Origin of the sequence: Bradyrhizobium vignae, from assembly GCF_900324035.1 — a bacterium.
Classification (GTDB): domain Bacteria; phylum Pseudomonadota; class Alphaproteobacteria; order Rhizobiales; family Xanthobacteraceae; genus Bradyrhizobium; species Bradyrhizobium vignae.
The window spans coordinates 4,458,270-4,483,697 of record NZ_LS398110.1 but is presented as its reverse complement, the minus strand read 5'-3'; the positions used below and the strand labels follow the sequence as shown (position 1 = coordinate 4,483,697).

At 64.0% G+C, this 25,428-nt stretch carries 31 protein-coding genes; 18 read left to right on the top strand and 13 right to left on the bottom strand.

All coding sequences use genetic code 11. From position 1 onward, the window contains the following. Position 1 precedes the first annotated feature (1 nt). The 5 genes from BRAD3257_RS21875 to BRAD3257_RS21855 form a co-directional block, all read right to left on the bottom strand. Entirely contained in the window at positions 2 to 1,051 is a 1,050-nt protein-coding gene (locus BRAD3257_RS21875; protein WP_174221586.1) for a helix-turn-helix domain-containing protein, read from the bottom strand. Between the two features lie 513 nt (positions 1,052 to 1,564). Continuing rightward, entirely contained in the window at positions 1,565 to 2,116 is a 552-nt protein-coding gene (locus BRAD3257_RS21870; protein ID WP_162500301.1) for a dihydrofolate reductase family protein, read from the bottom strand. Between the two features lie 7 nt (positions 2,117 to 2,123). Further along, positions 2,124 to 3,134 carry a polysaccharide deacetylase family protein gene (locus BRAD3257_RS21865; protein ID WP_122403528.1) on the bottom strand — a complete coding sequence of 337 codons (1,011 nt, stop codon included), beginning with the start codon at positions 3,132 to 3,134 and terminating at the stop codon, positions 2,124 to 2,126. A gap of 161 nt (positions 3,135 to 3,295) precedes the next feature. Continuing rightward, positions 3,296 to 3,865 carry a glutathione peroxidase gene (locus BRAD3257_RS21860; protein WP_122403527.1) on the bottom strand — a complete coding sequence of 190 codons (570 nt, stop codon included), beginning with the start codon at positions 3,863 to 3,865 and terminating at the stop codon, positions 3,296 to 3,298. Positions 3,866 to 3,961: 96 nt separating this feature from the next. Further along, positions 3,962 to 5,575, bottom strand: coding sequence for a L,D-transpeptidase (locus BRAD3257_RS21855; protein WP_162500300.1), 1,614 nt, complete (start codon positions 5,573 to 5,575; stop codon positions 3,962 to 3,964). 209 nt (positions 5,576 to 5,784) lie between these two features. On the opposite strand from BRAD3257_RS21855, the gene BRAD3257_RS21850 reads away from it, so the two are divergent. Beyond that, positions 5,785 to 6,333, top strand: coding sequence for a CreA family protein (locus BRAD3257_RS21850; RefSeq protein WP_122403525.1), 549 nt, complete (start codon positions 5,785 to 5,787; stop codon positions 6,331 to 6,333). Between the two features lie 15 nt (positions 6,334 to 6,348). On the opposite strand, the gene BRAD3257_RS21845 is transcribed toward BRAD3257_RS21850, so the two are convergent. Next, positions 6,349 to 6,534, bottom strand: coding sequence for a hypothetical protein (locus BRAD3257_RS21845; RefSeq protein WP_162500299.1), 186 nt, complete (start codon positions 6,532 to 6,534; stop codon positions 6,349 to 6,351). Between the two features lie 416 nt (positions 6,535 to 6,950). On the opposite strand from BRAD3257_RS21845, the gene BRAD3257_RS40390 reads away from it, so the two are divergent. Together BRAD3257_RS40390 and BRAD3257_RS21840 are read left to right on the top strand one after the other, a co-directional pair. After that, the gene (locus BRAD3257_RS40390) at positions 6,951 to 7,115 is read left to right on the top strand and encodes a hypothetical protein (RefSeq protein WP_174221585.1); all 165 of its coding nucleotides are present in this window, start codon (positions 6,951 to 6,953) and stop codon (positions 7,113 to 7,115) included. Positions 7,116 to 7,142: 27 nt separating this feature from the next. Beyond that, complete coding sequence (locus tag BRAD3257_RS21840) at positions 7,143 to 7,505, top strand: hypothetical protein (protein WP_122403523.1); 363 nt, start codon at positions 7,143 to 7,145, stop codon at positions 7,503 to 7,505. 12 nt (positions 7,506 to 7,517) lie between these two features. Here the strand turns inward: BRAD3257_RS21840 and BRAD3257_RS21835 are convergent, their stop codons facing one another. After that, positions 7,518 to 7,763, bottom strand: coding sequence for a DUF6719 family protein (locus BRAD3257_RS21835; protein ID WP_122403522.1), 246 nt, complete (start codon positions 7,761 to 7,763; stop codon positions 7,518 to 7,520). A 67-nt stretch (positions 7,764 to 7,830) separates the two neighbouring features. Next, complete coding sequence (gene pdxR / locus BRAD3257_RS21830; RefSeq protein WP_122403521.1) at positions 7,831 to 9,300, bottom strand: MocR-like pyridoxine biosynthesis transcription factor PdxR; 1,470 nt, start codon at positions 9,298 to 9,300, stop codon at positions 7,831 to 7,833. 75 nt (positions 9,301 to 9,375) lie between these two features. Between pdxR and BRAD3257_RS21825 the strand changes: the two genes are divergently transcribed. From BRAD3257_RS21825 to BRAD3257_RS21790, 7 genes are all read left to right on the top strand, one after another. After that, a complete protein-coding gene (locus BRAD3257_RS21825; RefSeq protein ID WP_122403520.1) occupies positions 9,376 to 10,101 on the top strand; it encodes a pyridoxamine 5'-phosphate oxidase family protein in 726 nt (241 codons plus the stop codon). Positions 10,102 to 10,155: 54 nt separating this feature from the next. After that, positions 10,156 to 11,433: an ArgE/DapE family deacylase gene (locus tag BRAD3257_RS21820; RefSeq protein ID WP_122406706.1), complete on the top strand. Its 1,278-nt coding sequence runs from the start codon at positions 10,156 to 10,158 to the stop codon at positions 11,431 to 11,433. Positions 11,434 to 11,713: 280 nt separating this feature from the next. Beyond that, positions 11,714 to 12,523 (top strand): alpha/beta hydrolase, encoded by an 810-nt coding sequence (locus BRAD3257_RS21815; protein ID WP_122403519.1) that lies wholly within the window; start codon positions 11,714 to 11,716, stop codon positions 12,521 to 12,523. Positions 12,524 to 12,558: 35 nt separating this feature from the next. Next, a complete protein-coding gene (gene kynA, locus BRAD3257_RS21810) occupies positions 12,559 to 13,398 on the top strand; it encodes a tryptophan 2,3-dioxygenase (protein ID WP_122403518.1) in 840 nt (279 codons plus the stop codon). A gap of 8 nt (positions 13,399 to 13,406) precedes the next feature. Continuing rightward, entirely contained in the window at positions 13,407 to 14,609 is a 1,203-nt protein-coding gene (kynU, locus tag BRAD3257_RS21805) for a kynureninase (protein WP_122406705.1), read from the top strand. 286 nt (positions 14,610 to 14,895) lie between these two features. Next, positions 14,896 to 15,294 carry a PaaI family thioesterase gene (locus tag BRAD3257_RS21795; RefSeq protein ID WP_122403516.1) on the top strand — a complete coding sequence of 133 codons (399 nt, stop codon included), beginning with the start codon at positions 14,896 to 14,898 and terminating at the stop codon, positions 15,292 to 15,294. A gap of 152 nt (positions 15,295 to 15,446) precedes the next feature. Next, a complete protein-coding gene (locus BRAD3257_RS21790) occupies positions 15,447 to 16,052 on the top strand; it encodes a GNAT family N-acetyltransferase (protein ID WP_122403515.1) in 606 nt (201 codons plus the stop codon). 78 nt (positions 16,053 to 16,130) lie between these two features. Here the strand turns inward: BRAD3257_RS21790 and BRAD3257_RS21785 are convergent, their stop codons facing one another. The 4 genes from BRAD3257_RS21785 to BRAD3257_RS21770 all read right to left on the bottom strand — a co-directional run bounded on the left by BRAD3257_RS21785 (position 16,131) and on the right by BRAD3257_RS21770 (position 18,760). Then, entirely contained in the window at positions 16,131 to 16,436 is a 306-nt protein-coding gene (locus BRAD3257_RS21785; protein WP_122403514.1) for a hypothetical protein, read from the bottom strand. 95 nt (positions 16,437 to 16,531) lie between these two features. Next, positions 16,532 to 17,218: a DUF2161 domain-containing phosphodiesterase gene (locus tag BRAD3257_RS21780; protein ID WP_122403513.1), complete on the bottom strand. Its 687-nt coding sequence runs from the start codon at positions 17,216 to 17,218 to the stop codon at positions 16,532 to 16,534. Between the two features lie 94 nt (positions 17,219 to 17,312). Next, positions 17,313 to 17,993, bottom strand: coding sequence for an SDR family oxidoreductase (locus tag BRAD3257_RS21775; RefSeq protein ID WP_122406704.1), 681 nt, complete (start codon positions 17,991 to 17,993; stop codon positions 17,313 to 17,315). Between the two features lie 23 nt (positions 17,994 to 18,016). After that, a complete protein-coding gene (locus BRAD3257_RS21770) occupies positions 18,017 to 18,760 on the bottom strand; it encodes a tyrosine-protein phosphatase (protein ID WP_122403512.1) in 744 nt (247 codons plus the stop codon). A 71-nt stretch (positions 18,761 to 18,831) separates the two neighbouring features. Between BRAD3257_RS21770 and BRAD3257_RS21765 the strand changes: the two genes are divergently transcribed. Then, a complete protein-coding gene (locus BRAD3257_RS21765) occupies positions 18,832 to 19,143 on the top strand; it encodes an MliC family protein (RefSeq protein WP_122403511.1) in 312 nt (103 codons plus the stop codon). 113 nt (positions 19,144 to 19,256) lie between these two features. Here the strand turns inward: BRAD3257_RS21765 and BRAD3257_RS21760 are convergent, their stop codons facing one another. Next, positions 19,257 to 19,460, bottom strand: coding sequence for a DUF2735 domain-containing protein (locus tag BRAD3257_RS21760; RefSeq protein ID WP_122403510.1), 204 nt, complete (start codon positions 19,458 to 19,460; stop codon positions 19,257 to 19,259). 535 nt (positions 19,461 to 19,995) lie between these two features. On the opposite strand from BRAD3257_RS21760, the gene BRAD3257_RS21750 reads away from it, so the two are divergent. The 7 genes from BRAD3257_RS21750 to BRAD3257_RS21720 all read left to right on the top strand — a co-directional run bounded on the left by BRAD3257_RS21750 (position 19,996) and on the right by BRAD3257_RS21720 (position 25,254). Next, complete coding sequence (locus BRAD3257_RS21750) at positions 19,996 to 21,030, top strand: glutamine synthetase beta-grasp domain-containing protein (RefSeq protein ID WP_122403509.1); 1,035 nt, start codon at positions 19,996 to 19,998, stop codon at positions 21,028 to 21,030. Between the two features lie 195 nt (positions 21,031 to 21,225). Continuing rightward, positions 21,226 to 21,927: a GrlR family regulatory protein gene (locus BRAD3257_RS21745; protein WP_122406703.1), complete on the top strand. Its 702-nt coding sequence runs from the start codon at positions 21,226 to 21,228 to the stop codon at positions 21,925 to 21,927. A gap of 18 nt (positions 21,928 to 21,945) precedes the next feature. Then, positions 21,946 to 22,629, top strand: coding sequence for a substrate-binding domain-containing protein (locus tag BRAD3257_RS21740; RefSeq protein WP_122403508.1), 684 nt, complete (start codon positions 21,946 to 21,948; stop codon positions 22,627 to 22,629). 32 nt (positions 22,630 to 22,661) lie between these two features. Further along, positions 22,662 to 23,483, top strand: a complete 822-nt coding sequence (locus tag BRAD3257_RS21735; protein WP_162500298.1) for a tetratricopeptide repeat protein — start codon at positions 22,662 to 22,664, stop codon at positions 23,481 to 23,483. A gap of 101 nt (positions 23,484 to 23,584) precedes the next feature. Then, positions 23,585 to 23,734, top strand: a complete 150-nt coding sequence (locus tag BRAD3257_RS40385; RefSeq protein ID WP_122403506.1) for a hypothetical protein — start codon at positions 23,585 to 23,587, stop codon at positions 23,732 to 23,734. A 252-nt stretch (positions 23,735 to 23,986) separates the two neighbouring features. Next, entirely contained in the window at positions 23,987 to 24,691 is a 705-nt protein-coding gene (locus BRAD3257_RS21725) for a GrlR family regulatory protein (RefSeq protein WP_122403505.1), read from the top strand. Between the two features lie 20 nt (positions 24,692 to 24,711). After that, positions 24,712 to 25,254, top strand: a complete 543-nt coding sequence (locus BRAD3257_RS21720) for a 2'-5' RNA ligase family protein (RefSeq protein WP_122403504.1) — start codon at positions 24,712 to 24,714, stop codon at positions 25,252 to 25,254. The last annotated feature ends 174 nt before the right edge of the window (positions 25,255 to 25,428 follow it).

Here is a 25,428-nt window from a genome sequence, read left to right as displayed (position 1 = left end):
ATCAATCCGCTCTCGGAGGCGCGATCTCGCGCATCCAGCGGGAAATAGTTGCGCTGCTTGCTCCATCCGTGCCCCGCTGTACCCCGAGCAAGGCCGCCTCGCGCGCGGCGCGGGGCGTGATGCCATAGGCTGCCTTGAACGAGCGCGTGAAATGCGCGTCGGAACCGAGCTGCCAGCGCCGCGCGACCTCGCTGATCCGCGGACCACGTGCGCCCGAATTGGCGAGATCGAAAAAGGCGCGGTGCAGCCGGCGGCTGCGGATGTAATCGGCGATGCCGCCGACCGGCGCGAACAGCCGGTACAATGACGCCCGGGACAGGCCGAAATGCGCCGCGATCGAATTGGCGGATAGATCCTCACGGGCAAGTCCGGCCTCGATATATTGGCGGATCCGCATCAGGGACGGGCTCGCAGCGATGGTATGGTCGGCATCAGCATCGCCGCGTTCGAGCTCGTTGCGCAGGCAGGCGGCCAGCAGCGAGACCGTGCCCTCGACCACCGATTGGCATTCGTCGAGCGTCATGCGCGGCGCAAATTCGAACAGCGCGGTGAGATGTCCCGCCAGCAGCCTTGCGATCACGCTGCTGCCCGGCAGGACGAGGCCGTGCAGATCGTCGACCCGCAGGAGATGGGTGCCGAACATCGGGCGCGGCACGACCAGCGTGACATTCTCGAACGCCGTCGCCTTGGTCTCCAGGGTCTGGGCGAGGTCGAACAGACAGATGTCGCCGGCGCGCACCTGCATCGGCCGGGTGCCCGCGACGCCGTCATAGCCGCCCTTCAGATAGAGCTGGAGGATGATGTGGTCGACGCCGCTGCGCGCGATCGTTTCAGCCGTCCGGCGGAAGCGCTGGCCGCTGGCACGGCTCAGCCCGATCAGCGCCGGCCCCATGGCGTAGGAGCTGATGTCGGCGCGAAACGGACCCGGTTCGTCGGCGGCGAGCTCGTCGACCTCGAACAGCGTGGCGACAGCCTCCCGCCAGGCGGCGACGTTCGCATCGGTCTCCATCTGATCGGCGGTGAAGCCGAATGCCGGTAGCAGGGATGACATCGGGGCTGCATCACCTGTCAGTCGGAGCCGTCTGGGGGATTTGTCGTCGTACCGTCGTCGCTCATACTGGTGGGTGGTCGCGTCTTGATCGTGGTTAAGGAGCGGGGAAGGTCCCAGCCGGACCAATCATGCCTCGCCGCAGGTTTACATCCGGCGAAAGGAAATGGTTCGTTCGTCCAGAAATCCTGCCGCCCGCGGGCGGCAGCCTCGATCCGAAGCCGTCCAATCTTGCGCTTTTGTCTCAGTCTATTGATGCGGTGTTTCTGAATGGCCGGCTCGTATTGACGCAGCGCCGCGGACGCTGGCTATAGCGCCATCACCGCCGTCGGGGCCGATTATCGGGTCTCGGCAAATATGCTAGTCGGCTTTGCGCTGGCCGGCGGCGGGACCAATTTAGCTTGCTGAAACGCCAGGATAAATAGCGGTATTATATTGCCGGTACTTTGCATGGGGTTGTTTTTCCAGTTTTGAAACTGACCTCCCGCTGTGAGTGACGTCGGCAATGCCGAGAGGCTAACCCGGCCGCCACGGCGTCACGGTCACGTCATGCGCCGCATCGAGCAAGTACGGCGCGCCCGGGTTCATCCCATGCGAAGCCAGCACCTCATGCGGCGTCCGCTGGGGCACGCCGACAAAGCAGCCTTCACCGCCGGGCAGCCGCACGTGCGGAGCCTCCGACAGCCAGAACGTGTCGTAACGGTCCATGAACATGTCGAACACGACCGGGCCGCCGATGATGGCGATCATGCCGGAGGCGACGTCCGCGAAGGCGCAGGCCGCCTCGAAGCTCGCATGCTCCGGATTCCACAGCGTCGCGTTCGGCATCTCCGGATCGACGGTGAGGTCCTTGATCTTGCGGGTCAGGATCAGCCGCTTGCGCTTCGGCGAATTCGGCTGCTGCTCGTGCGAGTGCCGGCCATGCACGATCAGCGCGGCGCGCTCGAGCGCCTGCTCGAAGAACAGCTTGTCGCCTTCGAACTTCAGGCTGTCGGGCATGACGTGATCGGCGTCGGCCAGCATGCCGTCCGCTGACACGATGACGTAGCCCTCGATACGGAAAGACAACGGCCTTCTATTCGGATACGGTCGTCACCACGGAATTGACCGGGCGCTGGCTCACCGTCGGCAGCTTGATGTCCTTGAGCAGCTCCTGATCGTATTCCGGCAGCGTCGAGGCCGGGAATTTGGCGCGCATCGCCACCACCTTGTAGCCGCCGGCCTTCAGCCGCTTGAGCAGCTCGGGCAGAGCCTCCGCAGTGTGCTTCTGGAAGTCGTGCATCAGGATGATGCCCTTGCCCTTGGTGTCGAGCTTCTTCATCACCGTCTCGATCACCTTCTCGGGCTTGGAGGCCTTGAAGTCGAAGGAGTCGATGTCGCAGGAGAAGATCGCCATGTTGCGGTTGCCGAGATAGGTGACCATCTCCGGCGGATGTTGCAGCGCCGGGAAGCGGAAGAACGGTGCGGGGGAGATACCACCGAGCGCCCACTTCACGGCGGAAAGGCCCTTCTCGATCTCTTCCTTGCGCTGCGCCTCGTTAAGCTTCTTGTTGTTCAGATTGGCGTGCGACCATGTGTGGCTGCCCACAGCGTGGCCGGCGGCGTAGACCTGCTTGAGGATCTCCGGCTCATAGGTCGCGTGCTTGCCGATCGAGAAGAAGATGCCTGTGGTGCATTCGTCGGCGAGCGCCTTCAGCACGGCAGGCGTGTTCTTCGGCCAAGGGCCATCGTCGAAGGTCAGCACCACCTCGTGGTCGCGCAGGAAATCGAGCTCCTTGAAATGCTCGAAGCCGAAGCCGGGGCCACCCGTGGTGTCGATCTCGACGGTGCGGGCGACACCGAGGGCGCCCGGCGTATTGCAAGCCGCGCGCGCCGGCTGCGGCGCCTGTTTCGGCGGGGGCGGATTGACGAAGCCCGCTGGGGCCGGAGCAGCTGCTGCAGGCGCAGGAGCCGCAGCGGGCGCTGCAGCCGCCGGTGCGGCTTGTGCCGCCCCTGCGGGCTTCGCGGCCGGTGTCTGCGACCATGCTGCGCCGGTCAACGCAACCGACAACGCGCTTGCCAAAATCAGTCCTGCCGCCACACGCATGGTGTTGTCCTCGAGATTGATCCCGTTGTTCCGCCGCGGCTTTTCGCCTGCGGCAAAAACCGTCCTGCCCCAAACGATCCTAGCCTAGATGGTGGGCCCTCGCCATTGCAACGGCTGTTTGACCGCCCGCCATAATTGTGCCCAGCCGGATGGGGCCGGCGTCAACTATCGGCCAGCGCCCTGGCAATGGCCGTTTTGATCCGCGTGTCGGCCGGTTCGACTGCGGAGGGAAAGACCTCGGCGATATAGCCGTCGCGGCCGATCAGGTATTTGTGGAAGTTCCAGCGCGGAACTTCCTTCGGTCGCGCCTCAGCGGCCCATTTGTAGAAGGGGTGCGCTTTTGCACCGACCACCGCCGCCTTCGCCGCAACCGGGAAGGTAACACCATATTGGTGATGCGCGGTCTGCATGATCTCACTCGCGCCGCCGGGCTCCTGGCCACCGAAATCGTTGGAGGGCACGCCGATCACGGTAAGCCCGCGCTCGCGAAACTCGTTCCAGACCTCCTGCAAGCCGGCATATTGCGGAGTGTAGCCACAGAGCGAGGCGGTGTTCACCACCAGCAGCGGCTTGCCGGTGAACGCGGCGAGGCGGATGTCGTCGCCTGACAGTGCGGGGAAGGAGAAGGCGTAGGCCGAGATACGGCTCATGCCACCATCAGCGAGGGCGCGCGTTACGGGCGCGAGCGCGCCGCCGAGCGCCGCGATGAGCATGGTCCTGCGGTTCATCATGACGGCGTCCCCCGAAATGATCCGGAAGGCATGTTACTCCGCCGGCGCGAGCGGGCTCGTCAACAACGCGTTATTGAACACTGCGAGGGCGCTAGTCTAGTACAGGCGGACGATGAAATCGGTGCCTTCGCCGGTCTCGCCCTGGTTGATGCCCTGGTCGGAGACGATGATTGAGCTGCCTGACGTCAGCATCTCGTTGATCTTCGCCATGGTGTCGGAGGGGACGGAGATGCGGTCGAGGGCTTCAGCCGGGCTGTCCGGCATGAGCACCGGTTTTGCAGCGACGGGGATCACGGCGGCGCCGCGCTGGCGGCGCGATACGCGGCTGTCATCCTCGCGTGCCGCGGAACGCGCGGCGACGGGCAGCGACACCACCGACCAACGCAGTGCATTGGCATCGGCCTTGTCGACTTCTGCGGTGAAGACATGCGTGCCGAGCGGCCGGTCGCTCGCGGCGATCGTGACGGGCACCTCGAACAGTGGCGCAAAATTCTGCCGCACATAGAGCTTGGAATCCTTGCGGCTGATGAAGACGGCGATCTGGCCGGCGCGTTTGGGCGTATCAGTCTTTGTCGCCGGCGCAGGATCGGCAACGCGGTTCTCGTCCTTTTTCGCATCGGGCGAGGTGGCGAGCGCCGGAGCAGTCGCTTGTGCATTGGGCGTCTTCGCGGAGTCCACCGCCTCGGTCTTGACCGGCTCGGCCTTGACAGCCTCGACCTTCTCGGCGGGCTTGTCGTCGTTCGCTGGCTTGGCCGCATCTTGCGACTCGGACTTGAGCGTATCAGACTTGAGCGCATCAGACTTGGGCGAATCAGACTTGGGCGTATCAGATGCCTCGGCCGTCTTGACGTTGTCGGCCGGTGCCGCGGCTTCGTCGCGCGCGGGCGCATTGCCCGTGGTCACATCCGACATGACGGCGTGGCCGACGGAGGTGCGCAGGTCGAGCACGCTGTCGGCGCTGGCCGTCTTGGTCTCGACTGGCTTGATTTCGGCGGCGCGCTTGTCGGCCTTGTCGCTGACATTGGTCTGCGGTTCGATGCGCGCCGCGGGCTGCGGCGGCACGCGCAAGGAGGCGAGCAGGGGATGGGAAAAGCTCTGCGGTGACATCTGACCCGGCGCCACGATCACGCGCGCACCCATCCGAGTCCAGTTCCACATCTTCATCGCGAACGCCATCGGCATGCGGATGCAGCCATGCGAGGCGGGATAGCCCGGCAGCACGCCGGCATGCATGGCGACGCCGGACCAGGTGATCCGCTGCATGTACGGCATCGGCGCGCCGCTATAGATGTTGGAGTGGTGGAATTTGTGCTTCTGAATGACGCTGAAAACACCCATCGGCGTCGAGTGGCCCTTCATGCCGGTCGAAACCGGGGATTCCGCGAACACGCCGTTGCTGTCGTAGATCGTCACCTTCTGCCGGTCGATCGAAACGACAATGACGAGCGGTCCTTGCGGCTTGGTGCCGGCTTCCTTCTCGATGAGGCTTTCTTTCTTGCTTGCGACGCCACGCTTTTGCGGCTTCTGGCGCGGTATTTCGGGAAGCCGATCCTGCCGGGTGTAATAGGACCCGTCGGAATAGTCCGTCCAATAATAAAACGCTGCGTCTGCCTGGCTGGTCGCGCCGATCGCACCCGCCGCCGTCAAGATGGCGACCTGCCACAGCCGCGCCGGCTTGGCGGCAGAACCCGAACCGTTCACGCTGTTCATCCTCGAATCCATAATCCAAATCAGATGTTAGTGTCTCAGAGGGGACTACGCGTTCACCAGCAGGGCGGTTCTGCCGTCAGCTACTTTTGTTCAAGACGTAGCAAAAAAGCCTCACGGAGCGGTAAACGGCGGCCGCGCCTGACTGTCCGCGTCCTTCCTGATCGTCGCTCGCGTTCCTACATTGCGGGAACTTGTTACCGGAGAACTTCATGTCATCCCGTTTCCCCGGTCTTTCCAGCATCCGCTTGAAAGGCCTCGCTTTATTCCTGCTGATTCTGACCGCGCCGATGGCGTCGGCGTCGGCCGCCGATGAGCCTGATCTGATCTTCCGCCGCTCCACGGTGTTCAAATGGATGAGCCCGAACGACAAGCTCGCGACCTATGGTCTCGATGATCCTGAAGTCGAGGGCGTCGCCTGTCACTTCACCGTGCCGGAGAAAGGAGGCTTCAAGGGCTGGCTCGGCCTTGCCGAGGAGGTCTCGGACATCTCGCTGGCCTGTCGCCAGATCGGTCCGATCAAGTTCAAGCACAAGATGGAGCAGGGCGACGACATGTTCCGCCAGCGCCGGTCGCTGTTCTTCAAAAAGATGCAGATCGTGCGCGGCTGCGACGCCAAGCGCAACGTGCTGGTCTACATGGTTTATTCGGACAAGCTGATCGAAGGCTCGCCCAAGAACTCGACCTCGACCGTGCCGATCATGCCGTGGGGGCCGGCGGACGCGAACGTCCAGAAGTGCGGCGAGTTCTTCACGCAATGACGCGTTCGCGTTTTCTCAGTGACGATTGCGCGGCTTCGCGAGATGAGAACCGGTCAGCCGCACGAACATCTGCGGCGCGGCCTCGAAGCCGCGGCTCGATTGCAGCGCCATTTCGCCGGCGCTGCCGCGAATGGGCGATTGCTCTCCGCGATCGGTCTGTAGATCCGCATCCCGCGGCGTTGCGCGATTTCCCGCCATCATGATGGCCATCCCTCACGTGAATGCGCCCGATGATCCGGGCGTCTCGGTTTCGATGGCTTGGGTCGCCGCCGAACCACCCCCGGTTCGATCGCACCCAGCCCTCGTTTGCCGCTCCTTTCAGCAGAAAAGAGTAAAATGCATGTGAAACGCGGGCGGCGGGAGCGTGACGGCGCCTGTGCAAGGCGGCCGTCCGTGCTGGCGCCGGAACTTGGCGGGCCACATTGACCTGCAGCGAGACCTTGCTGAAATGACTGGCATTTTCCGAGAAATGTTTCGTCGTCTTGAATGGGACGAAACAATTCTCACGAAGACGAAACCATTTTCAGCTTTTCACGCATCACGCACGAAACCGCCCATGGTTATCAGCGTCACAACGACGACGGCGCACCGCCGGCGACCAATTGGGACATAAGATCATGCGCGCGCTCGGCTTCATCCTTGCTTTCGGTTTCGTGCTCGCCGGCTCCTCATTTGCGGGTTCGCCCGACGGCGATCTCCCCGGTGTCGGCACTTTCCAGTACAGCGGCTCGCCCGTCACGGCCCCGGCCGCACAGCCGATCATGGTCGCCGCGCGCCTCTGACCGCACACAATAGCCGGCAAAGCCATCATGTTGCTTCGTCTCTGCGCCGCAGCGTTCGTGTCCGTTCTGACGATCAGTTCCGTTCAGGCGCAAGTGCGCGCGCCCTCCAGACTGCCCGATCCCCGCACCGAATTCGTGCGCCAGTGCGCGCCGCGCATGCTCGGACGCTGGGAGCATCCGGAGGAAGTCTGCGGCTGTCTGCACGATCACGCCGCCGCGGCCGTTGAGGACCGCGATCTGCGCGAAGCGCTGCTGCGGGGCATCAGCGAAACCGGCGTGCCCACCATCGAGACCGATTGGGTGCCGGCTTCCAAGCAGGGCGAGATCGGCCCGACCTTCACCAAGATTGCCAAACCGACGCTGCAGTGCATGTTCGATCCGGCGAAGTAGCTTGTCAGATCATCATTTCATTTTCGGTCCGTGCCGCGGCACGCAGGAACTCGTGCGCGAGACTCCCTTTTCGGTCATCTTCGCACCGCGCACTTCCTTGACCTGGCCGGCGGGGCAGGTTCCATCATCCACGAGCACACGCTGGCCGAGCTTCAGATCGACGATGTCCTGCTCGCGTCCAATAGTCCCTGCGCGTGTCGTTGAGGCAAGCGCGATGGAGATCAGCAGCGAGAGGCAGGTTGCGTGGCGAAGCAGCATGATGTGAGGTCCCGGCATCGATGCCGCAATTTAGGGACCGGCAGGCGATTCTGATAGTGAAGCTTCGTCACGCCCGGCGGGCCGATTTTCGCCTTGTGCCCAACGCTGCGCGCGATTCCCTCGCGAGACGTTCGGCGGCGGTCACGAGCTGTGGAACCGGGTGGCCGGAAAATCCCAGCACGAAGCCGGGCAGCGGACGCCCGCGCGAATAGGTGTCGGCCAATAGCCAGCCTTCCGTGCCGGCCGCTCGCTTGGCATGCGCTGCCACCGCCGGATCGACCGAGGGATCGAATCGGGCGACGAGATGCAGGCCTTGTGAGGGCACTGGCACCGAAAGCGCACCATCGGATGCGACTTCCAGCGTTTCGGCGAGCACATCGCGCGCCTCGCGATAGAGTTTACGCACGCGCTTCAGGTTCGCGGCGAAGGCGCCGGAATTGAGCATGTCCGCCACCGCGCCCTCCATCAGTGTGCCGGGAAAGCGATCGAGCGCCGCGCGCGCGGCCGTCACGTCCGCGATCAGGCGTTCGGGCAGGGCGCAATAGCCGATGCGAAGGCCCGGAAACAGCGTCTTGGCAAACGTGCCCAGGTAGATCACCCGCTGGAGGCGATCGATGCCGGCGAGCGACATCAGCGGTGCGCCGTCATAGCGGAATTCGCTGTCGTAATCGTCCTCAAGCACGAATGCGCCGGCTTGCTTCGCCCAGTCCAAAAGCTCGAGCCGCCGCGGCATCGACATCTGCACGCCCAGCGGAAACTGGTGCGACGGTGTGACGTAGGCAGCGCGCGCCGACGGTGCCGCGATGCGGCCTTTGGCGACACGCATCCCGTGCTCGTCGACGGCGACAGGCACGGCGCGATAGCCGCAATGCGCGATAGTCTTTCGCGCGGCGGGATAGCCGGGGTCCTCGCACCAGACCTGGTCGTTGGACTTCAGGATCGCGCTCAGCACGATGCGCAGCGCGTGCAGCGTGCCCGACGTCAGCATGATCTGATCGGGGTCGCAGCGCAGTCCGCGCGCCGACAGCAGGTGATCGGCGATCGCCGCACGCAGCTCGCGGCTGCCGCGAGGATCGCCATAATGCAGGTGCTCGGACCCGAACGCGCGCATGCGGCGGCCGACGAAAGCGCGAAGGCGTTGCACCGCACGCTCGTCGATATGGGTGCAGCCGAGCGCGAGCGCGCCTTGCCTCGGTGTTTCGACAACCACCTTCGGCTTGTTCGTCTCGGCCCCCCTCGCGGGGATACGTGCTGCGACGAAGGTTCCGGAGCCGACGGTTGCGTCGGCAAAGCCGTCGGCGATCAGGCGCTCATAGGCGGTGACGACGGCGTTGCGCCGGAAGCCGGTCTGCCTGGCCAACGTCCGCGATGGCGGCAGCGACTCCCCGGGCCTGACCAGGCCAGAGACGATCGTTTCGCACAGCGCCTGATAGAGCCGGTGCGCGGCGGAGGCGCCAGCCGTGACGTGGGGCCCGGTCAGGTCGAGCGGAAGCTCGGCCTTGGCTCGGCAGGAAGAATTGGTCGGAATTTTTTGCATGGAATTGGAACTATCGCAGACCAAACGTGCCGCTACAACTGCTTCGGAATTCATCCAATCCGACCAGGAGCGGCCGTGAGCCAGACCGAGACATCAAATTCCTATCCGACATCGGCGCGCAACCAGGTGAAGCGCCGGCACGACCGCGGCTTCTACGATCACGATACAGTTCATCGCATCCTGGATTCCTCGATGCTGTGCCACGTCTCCTATGTGATCGAGGGCCAGCCCTATTGCACGCCGACCTTCTTCTGGCGGGAGGGCACCAAGCTCTACTGGCACGGATCGAGCGCCAGCCGCATGTTGCGTAACCAGACTAAGGGCGAGCGCGTCTGCTTGACGGTCGCCCATCTCGACAGCCTCGTGCTGGCGCGCTGCGGTTTCAATCATTCCGCCGACTACCGCGCAGTCATGGCGTTCGGCACGGCCTATCTCGTCACCGACCCCGAGGAGAAGGAGCGGGCGGTGATCGCGATGGTCGATCGCTTCTTCCCGGATCGTACCGCCGGCCTGCGACAGAGCACTACGCAGGAGATCAAGGCAACGTCCTTCATTGCGATGGAGATCGAAGAAGCCTCGGCCAAGATCCGCGCCAAGGGTGTCGCTGACGACGACGAGGACTATCAGTTGCCAATCTATGCCGAGCGCATTCCGGTGCGCACGGTGCTCGGCGCGCCGGAACCTTGCCCGCGCCTCCTCGAGGGTGTTACGCGCCCTGCGACGCTCAATGGCTATTCAGAAGGCCGACTGCTCGAAGATGCATTGCGGGATGCTCATTCTGTGGAGTACCCGAACGGCTGAAATCGGCTAGCTTGCGCTCCATCGATGATCTGAATGCCCGATTGGAGTTGCCTGATGAATGCCGAAACGCAGCAGAGGATTCTTGATGCCGTCGATGCCGGCTTCGAAGCCCAGCTTGCGACCACACGTGATTTCGTCGCGATCCCCTCGACCCGCGGGGCCGAGGGGCCCTGCCAGGACATGATCGGAGACCTCCTGCGCGAACGCCGCTATGAGGTCGACGACTGGCACATCAACATCGACGACCTCAAGGATCTGCGCGGCTTCGGCTCGATCGAGCACGATTTCTCCAAGGCGCGTTCGGTGGTGGGCACCTACCGTCCGCAAACCAGCGTCGGCAAATCGCTGATCCTGCAGGGCCACTGCGACGTGGTGCCGGCGGGTCCGCTGGAATTGTGGGATACCCCGCCGTTTTCACCCGTCATCAAGGACGGGAAGATGTTTGGCCGCGGTGCCTACGACATGAAGTCGGGCACGATCGGCGCCCTCTACGCACTCGATGCGATCAAGGCCGCTGGCTTCAAGCCGACGGCACGAATTCACTTCCAATCCGTGATCGAGGAGGAGAGCACCGGCGTCGGCGCGCTCTCAACGGTGCAGCGCGGCTACCGTGCGGATGCCTGCCTCATTCCCGAGCCGACGGGCGGGAAGATGGTGCGCTCACAGGTCGGCGTGATCTGGTTTCGTCTGCGCGTGAAGGGGCACCCGACCCATGTCGCCTTTGCAGGTTCCGGCGCGAACGCAATCATGGCGGCGTATCATCTGATCCAGGCGCTGCAAAAGCTCGAGATCGAATGGAACGAGCGCGCCAAGGCCGATCGCCACTTCAAGACACTCAACCATCCGATCAACTTCAACCCCGGCATCATCAAGGGCGGCGACTGGGCCTCGAGCGTGCCGGCCTGGTGCGACGTCGACTGTCGGATTGCCGTATTGCCGGGCTGGTCGATCGCCGATCACCAGAAGGAGATCATGGCTTGCGTCGCTGCCGCTGCGCGTAACCACCCCTTCCTCGCCAACAATCCGCCGCAGATCGAATGGTCGGGCTTCCTGTCGGAAGGCTATGAGCTGACCAATGCCGCGGAGCCTGAGGCTGCGTTCGGCAAGGCCTTCAACAAGGTCTATGGCGGCGCGGTCGAGGACCTCGTTTTCACTGCGCTCACCGACACCCGCTTCTACGGTCTCAACCACGGCATTCCAAGTCTGTGTTTTGGCGCAAGCGGAGGCGAGATGCACGGCTTCAACGAGTTTGTCGAGCTTGAGTCGCTGAAGAAGGCGACCAAGGCGATGGCACTGTTCATCGCCGAGTGGTGCGGGGTGGAGAAGGCGTAGTTTGCGGTCCCGGACGCGGGTGCAGCGCGCGGACGATGCGAAGCGTCGTTCCGCGTGGTGCTCCGCAGAGCCGGACCCATGTCGCCGTATGCACTGGACCCCGGTTCAGCAGCGCATCGTTGCACGCTGCGCTGCGCCCGGGAAACGCACGGGTCAGTCGTCGCCTGTCCAATCGATGGGCTCCTCTCGAATGCTTTAAGCTTAAAATAAACACTAGGATGCCGGCCGTACCGGTGGCAGACTGGTGTCCGGTTCGCTGGACGAGTCCTCGGGAGCAACGATGCGCGATTGGGATGACGCTTATGCCAATTCGGCCCATATCCCGGGCTCAGACAAGATGCCTGCGCTGTGGGTGGAGCGGGCGGCGGCCTACCGCGCCGGGCTGAGGGGCATTCGCCCCGACATCGCCTATGGCACCGGCGGGCGGCAGAAGCTCGACCTGGTCCTGCCTGACGGCGACAGCCAGGGCCTCGTCGTGTTCGTCCATGGCGGCTACTGGATGCGCTTCGACAAATCGACCTGGACCGATCTCGCCGAAGGCGCGCGGCATCATGGTTGGACGGTCGCGCTGCCGAGCTACACGCTGACGCCGGCCGCACGCATCTCCGATATCACAGCAGAAATCGCCGCCGCGATCGCCAAAGCGGCATCGCTCGTCTCAGGACCGATTCGGCTCGCTGGCCATTCTGCCGGCGGGCATCTCGTCACGCGCATGCTGTGCGACGACAGCCGGCTCGTGTCCGCCGTCTACGACCGCATCGTCGGGACGCTCTCGATCAGCGGCCTGCATGACCTGCGTCCGCTGCTCAAGACCAAGATGAACGAGACGCTGCGCATGACCATGGAGGAGGCGACGCTGGAAAGCGCGGCGCTGCACCTGCCGCGCGGGCATTCGCCGGTGACCGCCTGGGTCGGTGGCAGCGAGCGGCCCGAATTCATCCGTCAGTCCGATCTGATGGCCAATATCTGGACCGGCTTTGACGTGCCGACCCGCCTCGTCGTCGAGCCCGGCCTCAACCATTTTACTGTGATCGACGGGCTGAAGGACCCGTCCTCACCGATCACCGCCCGCCTGATCGGCCTCGATTGAGCAAAGCCGGGCGAGATCGATCGAAAGGACCTGTCATGACGTCCAGCGATTACGATCCTACCAGCGAAGGCGCCGAGACCGATTTCGCCCGGCGTATGTCCTATGGCGACTACTTGGCGCTGGATGCGATTCTTGGCGCGCAGCATCCGCTGTCGGAAGCGCATGACGAGATGCTGTTCATCATCCAGCATCAGACTACGGAGCTGTGGATGCGGCTCGCCATCCACGAGCTCAGCGCCGCGCGCCATGCGATCTCACGGGATGAGGTGCAGCCCGCGATGAAGATGCTGGCGCGGATGTCGCGGATCTTCGAACAGCTCAACAACGCCTGGGACGTGCTGCGCACCATGACGCCCAGCGAATATACCCGTTTCCGCTCGCAGCTTGGGCAATCCTCGGGCTTCCAGTCGCGCCAATACCGGCTGATCGAATTTCTGCTCGGCAATCGTAACCACGCCATGCTGAAGCCGCATGCGCACGATGCGGAGACGACGAAGCTGCTCGAAACCGAACTCGCCACGCCAAGCCTCTATGACGAGGTGCTGCGGCTCGCCGACCGCAATGGACTGAAAATGCCGCCAGCGGTGCTGGCGCGCGACGTCCGTGAGACCCACAGCTTCAACGAAGGCGTGCTGCAGGCCTGGCGTATCGTCTACGAGGCGCCGGAGACGCACTGGATGCTCTACGAACTGGCCGAGAAGCTGGTCGATTTCGAGGACTATTTCCGCCGCTGGCGCTTCAATCATGTGACCACGGTCGAGCGCGTCATCGGTTTCAAGCGCGGCACCGGCGGCACTGGCGGGGTCAGCTATCTCAAGCGCATGCTGGAGGTCGAGCTGTTTCCCGAACTCTGGCGCGTGCGTACGATTCTGTAGGGATGTCCATGACCAGGCTTCGCGTCTATGACGACACCAAGGCACTGTTCCATTTGCCTGACGGAATGATCTATCTCGACGGCAACTCGCTTGGTGCGCTGCCGCTGGGCGTTGCCGAGCGGGTCAATCGCGTGATCACCGAAGAGTGGGGCAACGAGCTGATCCGCGCCTGGAACACCGCAGGCTGGTATGTCCAGCCACGCCACGTCGGCGATCGTATCGCACGGTTGATCGGTGCTGCAGCCGGCTCGGTGATGGTCGGAGACACGCTGTCCCTGAAGGTCTATCAGGCACTCGCCGCCGCGCTCGACATGACCCCATCCCGCAAGATCGTCCTGTCGGACACCGGCAACTTCCCGACCGACCTCTACATGGCCGAGGGCCTGATCACGACGCTCGGGCGCTGCCATCAATTGCGCTTGGTGGCGCCGGAGGAGATCGAGGCCGCGCTGTCGGAAGAGATCGCGGTGCTCTACATTACCGAGGTGGATTACCGCACCGGCCGCCGCCACGACATGGGGAAGCTGACCGCGAAAGCGCATGCGCTCGGCATCGTCACGGTCTGGGATCTCGCCCATTCCGCCGGCGCGCTGCCAGTTGATCTTTCCGGCTGCGGCGCCGATTTCGCCGCCGGCTGCACCTACAAATATCTCAACGCCGGTCCCGGCGCGCCCGCCTTCCTCTATGTCGCGCCGCGCCATGCCGACAGCGCGCGTGCCGCTCTGTCCGGCTGGATGGGCCACGCAAAACCGTTTGCGTTCGATCTCGCCTATGCGGCGGCCGGCGGCGTCGAGCGCATGCGCGTCGGCACCCCGCCGGTGTTGGCGATGGCGGCGCTGGAGGCCTCCCTCGACATCTGGGACAGGGTCGACATCCAGGAGGTTCGCGCGCGCTCGCTGGCGCTCGGTGACCTCCTGATCGGCGAGATCGAGCGACGTTGCCCGTCCTTGAAGCTGGCGACGCCGCGCGCGCATGGGCAGCGTGGCTCCCAGGTCTCCTTCGCCTTCGATGACGGCTACGCCGCCATGCAGGCGCTGATTGCCCGCGGCGTCATCGGCGATTTCCGCGCGCCCGACATCATGAGGTTTGGGATCACGCCGCTGTACATTGGCGAAAGCGAGATCGTGCGGGCGGCGGAGATCATCGAGGAGGTGATCGCGGGCGGGGTGTGGCGCCGGCCGGAATATCAGGTCATGAACGCGGTGACGTGAGGAAAATCTCGTGCCCCGGACGCAGCGCAGCGCTTCTTAGCGGTGCGCTGCAGAGCCGGGGCCCACGCGGAACCGAAATCCGTCGCGAGATGGTCCCGGCTCTGCGCAGCAACGCCATTAGCGCGTTTACGCGCGTCTTCGACGCGCTCCGGCGTTGCAGCGCGTTCGGGAACACGAGGGTATTGGCGCTGAGTGCCGATATCACGAGTACCATTACCTCGGACGTCATTGCTTTACGGTGCGAAGCAATTCACGCTGAGACAACAAGCAATTGGGAGGAGATCCGATGACGCCGCTCGAGAAACTCAAAGCGATGAAGATGCCGTTCGCCGAGCTCAAGGGCGTCGAGTTCATAGAGGCCGAGAAGGACCGCGTGGTGGCGCGGATGACGGTCCGGCCCGATCTCTGCACACTTCATCACACCATCCATGGCGGGGCGGTGATGGCGCTGGCCGATTCCGTCGGCGCGGCAGCGACCGTGATCAATCTCCCCGAGGACGCCAAAGGCACCACCACGCTGGAGAGCAAGACCAATTTCATCGGTGGGGCCAAGGAGGGAACCACAATCATTGCCACGACCACCCCGGTCCATCGTGGCCGGCGGACCCAGATCTGGACCACCCGGCTGGAGACGGAGGACGGCAAGCTGGTCGCCGTGGTGACCCAGACGCAGCTGGTGCTGTAAGCCTACGAGACTTTGATTTCATTAACGAATTGGTCGCTTTCGCTGCCTCGAAGTTGGGCAGGTTTCCGTCTTGAAAATCATGGTGCGATGCACAATATAGGGGACCTAGGGATTCGAACGCCTCCTCGAGGGACACCAAGAGGAGTTTTGACGTGGTACTTGAAGAGACCGTCCGCACCGCCCCGGGCTATGTGCGAACCCTGATCCAGCAGGAAGAATTGCCGCTTCTGCGCGATCACCTGCTCAGACTCGATGCCGGCAGCCGGCACGACCGTTTCAACGGCTTTCTCGACGACAGCTTCATCGAGCGTTACGCCGCCCGCTGCGCCGAGGACGGCACCGTGATCGTTGCCTATATCGTCGATGGCGTGGTGCGCGGCGCGGCCGAACTGCATCCGCCGGAAGACGATTCGCTGCCCGAAGTCGCCTTCAGCGTCGAAGCCTCCACGCGCCGCCAAGGCGTCGGCACCGTGCTGTTCCGCCGGCTGATCGCGGAGGCGCGCTGGAAAGGCTACAAGCAGTTGCGCATCACGACGGGCGCCGAAAATCACGCGATGCGGGCGCTCGCCCGGAAGTTCGGGGCACATCTGGCTTTCCGGCACGGCGAATCGACCGGTACGATCGACCTCGCCAAGACGCCTGAGGCCGAGCTCGCTGATCTCGCGGCTTCGCCCTTCATGGCCGGGCGCGCTCTTCTCAGCTTCAACAGCACTTGCTGGAAGCTGATCTCAAGCATGTACGGCAATCGTGCCGCGTAGCCCAATCACGGACGGGAATCAAAAAGCGGACCGGTAAAACCGGTCCGCTTTCGTATTTCCGGGTCGAAAGATGAAGGCTTACGTGCCGGTGCGCTTGTCAATGCCGAAACGGCGGACCACGCGACGCTCGACCACGACCGAGCGCTGCGCGCCCTGTTCACCGGCGATCACCCGCGTGGCCGTGAGGCGGCTGTTGGCGCGGGCTTGCTTCTTCACCTCGGCCTGCACGATGTCGAGCGGCATCCCCATCAAGGCGGCGGCGATCTCCGCCTGCTGCGCCTGGTCGTCGGTGATGCCGACAGCGGCGAAGATCGCCTCGTCCAGGGTGGGCGGATCGTGGCGCACGCGCCGCGTGCCATATTTGGTATTCCAGTCTGCGCTCATAACGGCCTCGTTTTGATGCCGGGATACCTAGTGCCGCGAATGTTGCATTGCAATATGTAATTGGTGTGGCAGCTCAGCTATGCACCGGTCGGGTGTCATGGCGGTGACGCAGCACCTGCGCCGACCTCCACCCGCTGCTGGGGCCAGCGTTTCAGGGCAGCGTGTCCAGCTTCGGTGAGCCGGTAGATTCCCCGCTCAGCGCGTTCAAACCAGCCATACACATTGTTAAGCAAAATCTTGCCGGCATCGGGACAACGGACGCGCAGCTCGCGTACGGGCCGCGGACCTGTCGCGAGCTCTGATGCGCAGGCCAGCGCCTGCTGCCGATAGGCCGTCATGATTGGTGCGCGGGTGCTGCCGCCGGGCACCGGGTCACCCTGCCGGCGCTGATGCTCGGCAACGAGTCGCGAGCGCACTTTCGGCTCGCGGCGCGGCGCCGCGGTTGGCGGCTTCACCAGCACCTCGACCTGGCCGCGGTCGGTCACCCCGAGCATGCCGAAGCCGAGGCGGCGGCAGAGATTGCGATAGCGTGCGTCGCTCTCGCGTCCCTTGCCGCGCGCTGACATCTTCGCCGCGATCCAGACCTCGTCGCCGGCCGGTGCGCGATCGACCGCCTGCAGGATCAGCTCGAGATTGAAGGCGAGCTTGAGCTCGCCGATCACCACGATGGGCGGATCGTCGGCACTGAGGCCGACGAGATCGCAGCCACCGACCTCGCCCTTGACCGTGAAGCCGAGCTCTTCGAGGAAGCGTTTGACGGGGAGATAGAGCGCGGTTTCCACGGGTGGTCCGATCGAAGAATCAGTTGCGCGCAGTCTAGAGCCTTCGCGGGTCCGATTGAATCCCGAGGCGCCCCGACGTTTCGGCCTAAAAGCGCTACACCCGGCCGCCGACCGGGATCAGCGCGCCGGTAATGCCGCTGGCGGCATCGCTGGCGAGGAACAGGATCACCTCTGCGAGCTCCTGCGGTGTCACCCATTTGGAAAAGTCCGCCTTTGGCATGTCGGCGCGGTTGGCCTTGGTGTCGATGATCGAAGGCAGCACGGCGTTGACCGTGATCTTACCTTTCCATTCGTGGGCGAGCGCTTCGGTGAGGCGATGAACGCCGGCTTTCGACGCGGCATAGGGGCCCATGCCGCTGCCGGCCTGGAGCGCGCCTATCGCGCCGATATTGATGATGCGGCCAGCCTTGGACGAGAGAAGGTGCGGCAGCGCCGCGCGCGAGGTGTTGAGCGCGGTCAGGACATTCAACGCATGCATGCGCTGCCACGTCGCGATGTCGCCGTCGCCGACGGTCTCGAAGGCGAAGCCGCCGGCGATGTTGATCAGCGCGTCGAGGCGGCCGAAATGCTTCGCCGCCGCATCTATCGCCGTCTTCGCCTGCGCCGGGTCGGACAGATCGACGCCGCCTATCGCGATGCTTTCAGGCTTCGCGGGACTCTGCGAAAGCGCGTGATCGACGCCGGCCACGCGCGCGCCGCGCGCCTGTGCCGTCTCCGCAACCACCCTGCCAAGCGCGCCGAATGCGCCGGTCACGATCAGGACCTTGTCTTGCATCATCGTTCTCCCGGCGCCGTAGCCTATGATTGCAGATAGCGCGCCTTCAATGCGGTTCGCTCGGCCGTGCCGAGCTTCAGCCCGTCGCGCAGATAAGTTTCGAGGTCGCCATATTCGCTATCGATCGCCTCGAAAGCGGCCGCCAGGTACGAGGCCTCGACGCTGCCGATCGCGTCGAGAACATCGGCCGGAAGATCAGAGGCGTTTGACGCGTCACGCTTGTAGTGCCGGTTGGTCAAGAGGTAGTCCTCGGCAATGACATCGTCGCGCACGCCCAGCGCATGCAGGATCAGCGCGCTGGCAAAGCCGGTGCGGTCCTTGCCCGCAGTGCAGTGGATCACGAGCGGCGCGCGATCTTCCAGCAGATGGCCGAACAGCGCGCGAAAACTGTGCGTATTGTGGCGGACATAGTTGCGATAGGACTCGCGCATGAGCTCGAGCGCGACCGGTGCGGTCAACGTGCCCCGGGCGAGTTCAGCGCGTAGCGCGGCCACGACGGTCGGTTCGATCGGCAGCGAATGCACCGTGATCTCGTTCACGACGCAGATGCCGGCCGCGCGCTCCTCCAGCCCACGGAAATCGAATGCGCTGCGGACGCCCAGCGCGCGGACGATCTCGACATCGGCAGCGGTGAGCTGCCCGAGATGATTGGAGCGGAAGATGTGGCGCCAGCGCGTGGTGCGGCCGTCAGTCGTCGGATAACCGCCGAGATCGCGAAAATTGCTGGCGCCTTGGAGGGCGAGATGGCGGGCAGGGGAGTCTGACATGGGATCGGCTTGGGTTATGGTTCCACTGGATGCACGGTTGGCGTCCTTGGGGTCTATTACAGGGGGCGATCATGGACCGGCACAAGGCCATTGTTTTGGCGATCACCATGCTGGCGGTCGGAAGCATCAACGCGCGGCAGGCTGATGCGCAGACATTCCGGACCTACCGCTGCGCTGATGGTACTCAGTTCATCGTTGGCTTTTATGATGGCGACAAGCGCGCCTTTCTTCAGATCGATGGCGAGCCTGTCACGCTCGCCAAGCGGCTGGCAGTCTCTGGCGCGCGCTATTCGGGGGCGGGGATCACGCTGATCATCGGGAAGGCCGGCGCCACCACGATCAAGCATCTGAAGCGGCCGGTCACGGCCTGCGCGGTGATCTGAACGGCGTGGCTCGCAAAAGAATCAAAAAGGGCCGAAACAACGTTGTTTCGGCCCTTTTCGAACTGCCGCCGGGCGGCTGCGAGAGCGCTGCGGTTTCAAACCGGTTACAGGCATCAGCGATCCCATTTCGGCTTGGCTTCGTCGACCGCATCCTGGTGATACCAGCTGTCGCTGCAGATCGAGACGTTCGAGGGCAGCGGGCCGTGATCGGTGGAAAGGCGGGTCTCGTCGTAACGGCGTCCGCCGAGAGCCGCACGGCCGCCGACGGGGAATTGGTAGATCTTCGCAGATCCGTGACTCAGACCATTGTTCATCATTGCGATTTCTCCTTGGTCGAAGCGCCTTGGCCTCCATGGTGCGCCCGACTCGTTCGATTGTGGTTACTGGAATCCCCATATCGGCCGCGCTTCCCGGATTGGGAAGTGCTAAAAAGGAAATCAGTTTCAGCCTAATTTGTAGGCACGCACCTACCTGCACCCCCCAAGGCACCGCGTGAGTGGCTAACGCCCGGGCCATTCCAAAGGTTGCTAGGGACGGGCCAATAGCTTTGCGAAAATTGCCGGACGTTGATGCGCGTTTGATCGGCAGCATTCGGCTAGCGTCAGCCTGCCCCAGAATCAGGCGTTTTCCGCAGGGTTTTTGCGGTGCACCTTCACGCAATGGTGCGCCGCTATGACGCATGCCGCTGTGGCCGGCCGGCCGGCCGCGAGGCGAGGCCCGCGGCCGTGGAAAACCCTCCGCGCTGCGGCCTTTTGGCACGCAAAATGCTTGGGAAGGGCCGGCCGATGATGGCCGGGTACAAACGTGCGGGGCTCTCAACCCCACCTTTCGCATCATCAACAGAGAGGCTCAATGACCAAGTACAAGCTCGAGTACATCTGGCTCGACGGATATACGCCGACTCCGAATTTGCGCGGCAAAACTCAAATCAAGGAATTCGCGTCGTTCCCGACGCTCGAGCAGCTTCCGCTCTGGGGGTTCGATGGCTCCTCCACCCAGCAGGCCGAAGGCCACAGCTCCGATTGCGTGCTGAAGCCGGTCGCGGTGTTCCCGGATGGTGCGCGCACCAACGGCGTGCTGGTGATGTGCGAAGTCATGATGCCCGACGGCAAGACCCCGCATCCGTCCAACAAGCGCGCCACCATTCTCGACGACGCCGGCGCCTGGTTCGGCTTCGAGCAGGAATACTTCTTCTACAAGGACGGCCGCCCGCTCGGCTTCCCCGAGGCCGGCTATCCGGCGCCGCAGGGCCCGTACTACACCGGCGTCGGCTACAAGAACGTCGGCGACGTCGCCCGCAAGATCGTCGAGGAGCATCTCGACCTCTGCCTCGCTGCCGGCATCAACCATGAAGGCATCAACGCGGAAGTCGCCAAGGGCCAGTGGGAATTCCAGATCTTCGGCAAGGGCTCCAAGACCGCTGCCGACCAGATGTGGATGGCCCGCTACCTGATGCTGCGCCTCACCGAGAAGTACGGCATCGACATCGAATTCCACTGCAAGCCGCTCGGCGACACCGACTGGAACGGCTCGGGCATGCACGCCAACTTCTCGACCGCCTATATGCGCGAAGTCGGCGGCAAGGAGTATTTCGAGGCGCTGATGGCTGCCTTCGAGAAGAACCTGATGGATCACATCGCCGTCTACGGCCCGGACAACGATAAGCGTCTGACCGGCAAGCACGAGACCGCGCCGTGGAACAAGTTCAGCTACGGCGTGGCCGACCGCGGCGCTTCGATCCGCGTTCCGCACTCCTTCGTCAACAACGGCTACAAGGGCTATCTGGAAGACCGCCGTCCGAACTCGCAGGGCGACCCCTACCAGATCGCCTCGCAGATCCTGAAGACGATCGCGTCCGTGCCGACCGACAAGAAGGCCGCGGCCTAAGATCCTCCCGGCCCGGGCCGGGGGGCTGGCCCGGGTTGGCGTTCAATCCGCCGGAGCGAAGGCTCCGGCGGATTTTTTGCATTTGGATGAAGGCCGTTGCCGTCCGTGCCGACCTCGGCTTTGCGAAACTTGTCCATTGCCGCCGAAAGCAGGATAGAGTGGCCCTGGATGCGCGCAGGGCCGGGGACACGCCTGGTGTTTGAAGGCTTCTACAAGGTGAGATTTCAACTCGGCGATGCCGTCGGCCGGGGCGTGATGCATGCCGGCGATGGCAAGATGCTCGGCGGCAATTCGGCCTTCGCCCATATCGGCACCTACGACAAGACCGACAGCGGGGTCGACGTCGTGATCAAGACCGTCCGTCACAACCCCGATCCGAACTACCGCGCCATGGCCGGCACCGACGATGCGACATTGATCGCGAGGGGCTGGGCTGACGGCGATCTCTATCGCTTCAAGGGCGAGCTCAAGGAGCTGCCCGGCGTGCCCTTTCAGTCGGTGATGACGCCGATCACCGACGAGGAGGTGCCGATCGGCGACGGCGTTGGCGAAGCAGGCATCGCCGACGGTCTCTATTCGATCCGTCTGCGGATGCTCGACGGCATCGACGGCGGACTCACGGGCGTGATGCTGCTCAACCAGGGGCGCATCCTCGGCGGCGATGCATCGTTCTACTATCTCGGCAGCTACACCGCCGCGAAGGGCCGCTGGAAGGGCCAGATTCTCAACCAGGAGCATACGCCGGCCAAGGACGATCCGATCTTCGGCGGCCACGAGGTCGGCATCGGCTTCTCCGGCAGCTATGACAGCGAACAGGCGGTGCTGGAAGCAACGGCGCTGGTCGGCAGACGCAGCCTGCGCCTGACCGCCGCCCTCAAGCTGCTGCATCGCGCCTGATCACGCCAGGAACTGCTCATGGACAATGTCCGCATGCTCTCGACGCTCGGCCTGATGGGCGCGATGCGCAGCCTGTCCTCCACCTTCGAGGCCAACAGCGGCATCCATGTCGATGCCGACTTCGCGCCGACCCTGGCGCTGCTCAAGCGCTTGCGCGACGGTGAAGCCGCCGATCTCGTCATCCTCACCCGCGAAGGGCTCGACGAGATGATCGGCGAGGGGCGCGTGGTTGCCGCGAGCGCGGCCGATCTGGCGCGCTCCTTCGTCGGCATCGCCGTGCGGGCGGGGCAGGCGCATCCCGACATCGCCAACGAAGCCGCGCTGCGTCAGACGTTGCTCGCCGCGCGCTCAGTCGCCTATTCGCGGCTCGGTGCGAGCGGCGTGTACTTCGCCCAGCTGATCGTTCGGATGGGCATCGCCGCCGAGGTCAATGCCAAGGCGACCATCGTCGAGCAGGGTTTTACGGCGGAGCGGCTCGTGACCGGCGAGGCGGAGCTCGCCGTGCAGCAGATCAGCGAGCTGAAGCAGGTCGGCGGCATCGAGGTGGTCGGTCCGATTCCGCGCGCGCTGCAGACGCCCGCCGTGTTCTCGGCCGGCCGCATGGCGAACGCGAAACATGCCGACGCCGCGGATCGGCTGCTGCGCCATCTGACATCGCCAGAGGTCGCCCCCGTCCTGCGCCAGTCGGGACTTGAGCCTTGAATTCACCGAGGCGAAGACGCAACGTGACGACCATGCGGACTTACCTCCTTGCCATGCTCTTCGCGCTCGCCGCGCCCCTGACCGCGCAGGCGCAATCGGCCGATCTCGTCCTGTGCGACCGGGTCGCCGCCGATCCCAGCGACCCCGACAAGCCGACCGACGTGAAAGGCGTCACGGAGATCGCTCCCTCCGACATCGCGACCGCGATCAAGTTCTGCAAGCAGGCCGCGCCATCCTCGCGGCGCGCGATGTTCGCGCTCGGCCGCGCTCATGCAGCCAACCGGCAGACGGCGGAGGCGATCGCCGCCTGGCGCAAGGCCGCCGACAAGGGATCGAGCGCGGCCATGGTCGAGCTCGGCGTCGCCTATGGCACCGGCTCCGGCGTTGCGAAGGACGAAGCGCAAGCGCGAAAGCTGTTCGAGAAGGCGGCGCAGGCCGGCAACCCCCGCGGCGTCAGCAATCTCGCCGCGCTCGGCGGCGCAGGTGGCGTGGCGCCGGCCGATCCCGCGCAGGCCCGCGCGCTGCTCGGCAAGGCTGCCGAGACCAACGCGGAAGCGCAGTACCAGCTCGGCCTGATGCTGTCCGAAGGCGCGGGCGGTGCCAAGGACGACGTTGCGGCCCGTGCGCTGTTCGAGAAGGCAGCGGCACAAAATCATCCCGGCGCGCTGGAGCGGATGGGGGCCTTCGCGGAAGGCGGCCGCGGTGGTCCGAAGGACAAGGACGCCGCAAAAGCCTATTACGAGCGCGCCGCCGCGCTCGGCGACGAGGACGCCAAGAAGGCGCTGGAACGCATTCGCTGCCCCTACGCGATCAAGGACAAGCAGGGCAGGCTCGTCACCACGTTGTGCTTCTGAGCGCCGCCGCGATTGCGCGGCGCTTTGCGAACAGAGCCACGATTTGACGGAACCTGGCCCGCGCGTACGCCGTTGACATCCAGACAAAACGGAGCGCGATCATGATCCGCAAACTGGCATCGGGCGAATACCGCCTCTATTCACGCAAGGTGAATCCGAAGACCGGCAAGCGCCGTAACCTCGGCACTTTCAAGAGCCGTGCGGCCGCCGAGAAGCACGAGCGCGCGGTGCAGTATTTCAAGCGTCACTGACGCCTGAAGGGTTTTCCCGCGAGCCGGACACAAAGTCGAAAAACAACCCCATGCACAGTAGCCAAGTCATTGAAATACCACGTCTGCTGATTTTACGAAATCGTTGTTGACCCGTCGGGCAAAACAGGGGTATGTTGACATCATGGCGGCGAGCGTCCCGAGAGCGGGCCTGCGCGGAAAAGCCGGTGGCTTCAGTGCGGCGACGATGCTAGGTAGCCCGCCATTGTTTTCCGATTTTGCGGGTTCAGGACGTTGCTGGACGGGCTCTACAAAGTTGAATACGGCGTCAACGATGCGTTCGGCCGCAGCATCATGTGCCTGCATGACGGCAAGATGCTCGGCGGCAATTCGGGCTTTGCGCATCTTGGCAGCTACGTCGAGCGCGATGGCGAGATCATCGCCGAGGTCATCACTGAGCGGCATAACCTGGACCCCAGCTACAAGCCGCTGATGGGCGCCGACGTCGCCTCGATCGGGGCGCGCGGCGGGCTCCACGGCAACCAGATCCGTCTCGAGGGCGGTGCGGATACCATGCCGGGCGCCAAGTTCTGGGCGAATCTCACGCGGCTCGACGACGAGGGGTTGCCTCCGAGCGGTACGGTCGGGCCGGGCGGCATCGCCAACGGGCTCTATGGGATGAGGCTGAACGCGCTCGACGGCATCGATGCCGGGCTGTCCGGCGTGATGCTGCTGATCGACGGGCGCATCCTCGGAGGCGATGCGTTCTTCTACTATCTCGGCGCCTATTCCTCGGCAGACGGCCGCTGGAAGGGCGAGATGCTGAACCAGGAGCACACGCCGGCGAAAGGGGAAAACCCCGTGTTCGGCGGCCTCGAGGTGGGCATCGGCTTCTCCGGGACCTGCACGGAAGACAGCGGCGAGCTCGAAGGCATCGCGCTCGCCGGCAAGCGCAGCCTGCGGCTGGCGGCCTCGCTCAAGCTGATGCGAAGGGCGTAGGCTCATGGAGCGACCAGCGTATGGCTTTGGCCATTAACATTCGATCCGATGATTCCTCCGCAGAGCGGATCGAGGCATTGTGGGATGAAGTCGCAACGTTTGAGAGCCAGCCTTCGATGAGGGCACTCAACTATCGGCCACATTTTACATTCGCCATCTATGATACGCCCGAGATTACCGCGAACACCGCGTGGGAGGCCATGCTTCGCGCGACAGCAGGCGAAGGGCAGCTATCAATCGAGTTCAGGCGAATATGTTGGTTTGCAGGTCCGCCGCTCGTGCTCTGGGCGGAGCCGAAAGTCGATGAAGCCCTGGCTCGATGGCACTCTTCGATCAGTGCTGCAATCGATCCATCCTTTTGTCGGCTCCACTATCGACCCGGAAACTGGAGACCTCATTGCACGCTCGGCACACAAATCGCTGATGGAAAGCGCAATGACGCGATCGCTTTCGCGCAGTCGTTCAACGAGAGCATTACCGTGCTGTTCGACGTGGTCGATTGCGTTGTTTTTCCGCCTGTGTGGGTGGTGGCAGAACGGCGGCTGCCGCTCCGCACTCCATGAGGTCAGATGCTGCGACTAAGGCTTCGGCGTGCGGCTGTTTGCTGTCCATCACCTCAAGAGCCGTGATGTCGACTTTCGGACAGCGAGCGGGCGAAGGTGATGCCCGTTGTTGAGCCAAATGGGACGCACCTTTTGTGCGTGGCATCCGCTTTGCAGGATCAGGGAGCAGGATCG

Coding starts and splice junctions, on each gene's coding strand:
- BRAD3257_RS21875 (WP_174221586.1), bottom strand. CDS start 1,051: ATGTCATCCCTGCTACCGGCATTCGGCTTCACCGCCGATCAGATGGAG.
- pdxR (WP_122403521.1), bottom strand. CDS start 9,300: ATGCAAAAAATTCCGACCAATTCTTCCTGCCGAGCCAAGGCCGAGCTT.
- BRAD3257_RS21775 (WP_122406704.1), bottom strand. CDS start 17,993: ATGCAAGACAAGGTCCTGATCGTGACCGGCGCATTCGGCGCGCTTGGC.
- BRAD3257_RS21815 (WP_122403519.1), top strand. CDS start 11,714: ATGCGCGATTGGGATGACGCTTATGCCAATTCGGCCCATATCCCGGGC.
- BRAD3257_RS21735 (WP_162500298.1), top strand. CDS start 22,662: ATGCGGACTTACCTCCTTGCCATGCTCTTCGCGCTCGCCGCGCCCCTG.
- BRAD3257_RS21765 (WP_122403511.1), top strand. CDS start 18,832: ATGGACCGGCACAAGGCCATTGTTTTGGCGATCACCATGCTGGCGGTC.
- BRAD3257_RS21860 (WP_122403527.1), bottom strand. CDS start 3,865: ATGATGAACCGCAGGACCATGCTCATCGCGGCGCTCGGCGGCGCGCTC.
- BRAD3257_RS21820 (WP_122406706.1), top strand. CDS start 10,156: ATGAATGCCGAAACGCAGCAGAGGATTCTTGATGCCGTCGATGCCGGC.
- BRAD3257_RS40385 (WP_122403506.1), top strand. CDS start 23,585: ATGATCCGCAAACTGGCATCGGGCGAATACCGCCTCTATTCACGCAAG.
- BRAD3257_RS21855 (WP_162500300.1), bottom strand. CDS start 5,575: ATGAACAGCGTGAACGGTTCGGGTTCTGCCGCCAAGCCGGCGCGGCTG.
- BRAD3257_RS40390 (WP_174221585.1), top strand. CDS start 6,951: ATGCGCGCGCTCGGCTTCATCCTTGCTTTCGGTTTCGTGCTCGCCGGC.
- BRAD3257_RS21785 (WP_122403514.1), bottom strand. CDS start 16,436: ATGAGCGCAGACTGGAATACCAAATATGGCACGCGGCGCGTGCGCCAC.
- BRAD3257_RS21850 (WP_122403525.1), top strand. CDS start 5,785: ATGTCATCCCGTTTCCCCGGTCTTTCCAGCATCCGCTTGAAAGGCCTC.
- BRAD3257_RS21835 (WP_122403522.1), bottom strand. CDS start 7,763: ATGCTGCTTCGCCACGCAACCTGCCTCTCGCTGCTGATCTCCATCGCG.
- kynA (WP_122403518.1), top strand. CDS start 12,559: ATGACGTCCAGCGATTACGATCCTACCAGCGAAGGCGCCGAGACCGAT.
- BRAD3257_RS21840 (WP_122403523.1), top strand. CDS start 7,143: ATGTTGCTTCGTCTCTGCGCCGCAGCGTTCGTGTCCGTTCTGACGATC.
- BRAD3257_RS21845 (WP_162500299.1), bottom strand. CDS start 6,534: ATGATGGCGGGAAATCGCGCAACGCCGCGGGATGCGGATCTACAGACC.
- BRAD3257_RS21770 (WP_122403512.1), bottom strand. CDS start 18,760: ATGTCAGACTCCCCTGCCCGCCATCTCGCCCTCCAAGGCGCCAGCAAT.
- BRAD3257_RS21795 (WP_122403516.1), top strand. CDS start 14,896: ATGACGCCGCTCGAGAAACTCAAAGCGATGAAGATGCCGTTCGCCGAG.
- kynU (WP_122406705.1), top strand. CDS start 13,407: ATGACCAGGCTTCGCGTCTATGACGACACCAAGGCACTGTTCCATTTG.
- BRAD3257_RS21865 (WP_122403528.1), bottom strand. CDS start 3,134: ATGCGTGTGGCGGCAGGACTGATTTTGGCAAGCGCGTTGTCGGTTGCG.
- BRAD3257_RS21760 (WP_122403510.1), bottom strand. CDS start 19,460: ATGATGAACAATGGTCTGAGTCACGGATCTGCGAAGATCTACCAATTC.
- BRAD3257_RS21740 (WP_122403508.1), top strand. CDS start 21,946: ATGGACAATGTCCGCATGCTCTCGACGCTCGGCCTGATGGGCGCGATG.
- BRAD3257_RS21720 (WP_122403504.1), top strand. CDS start 24,712: ATGGCTTTGGCCATTAACATTCGATCCGATGATTCCTCCGCAGAGCGG.
- BRAD3257_RS21750 (WP_122403509.1), top strand. CDS start 19,996: ATGACCAAGTACAAGCTCGAGTACATCTGGCTCGACGGATATACGCCG.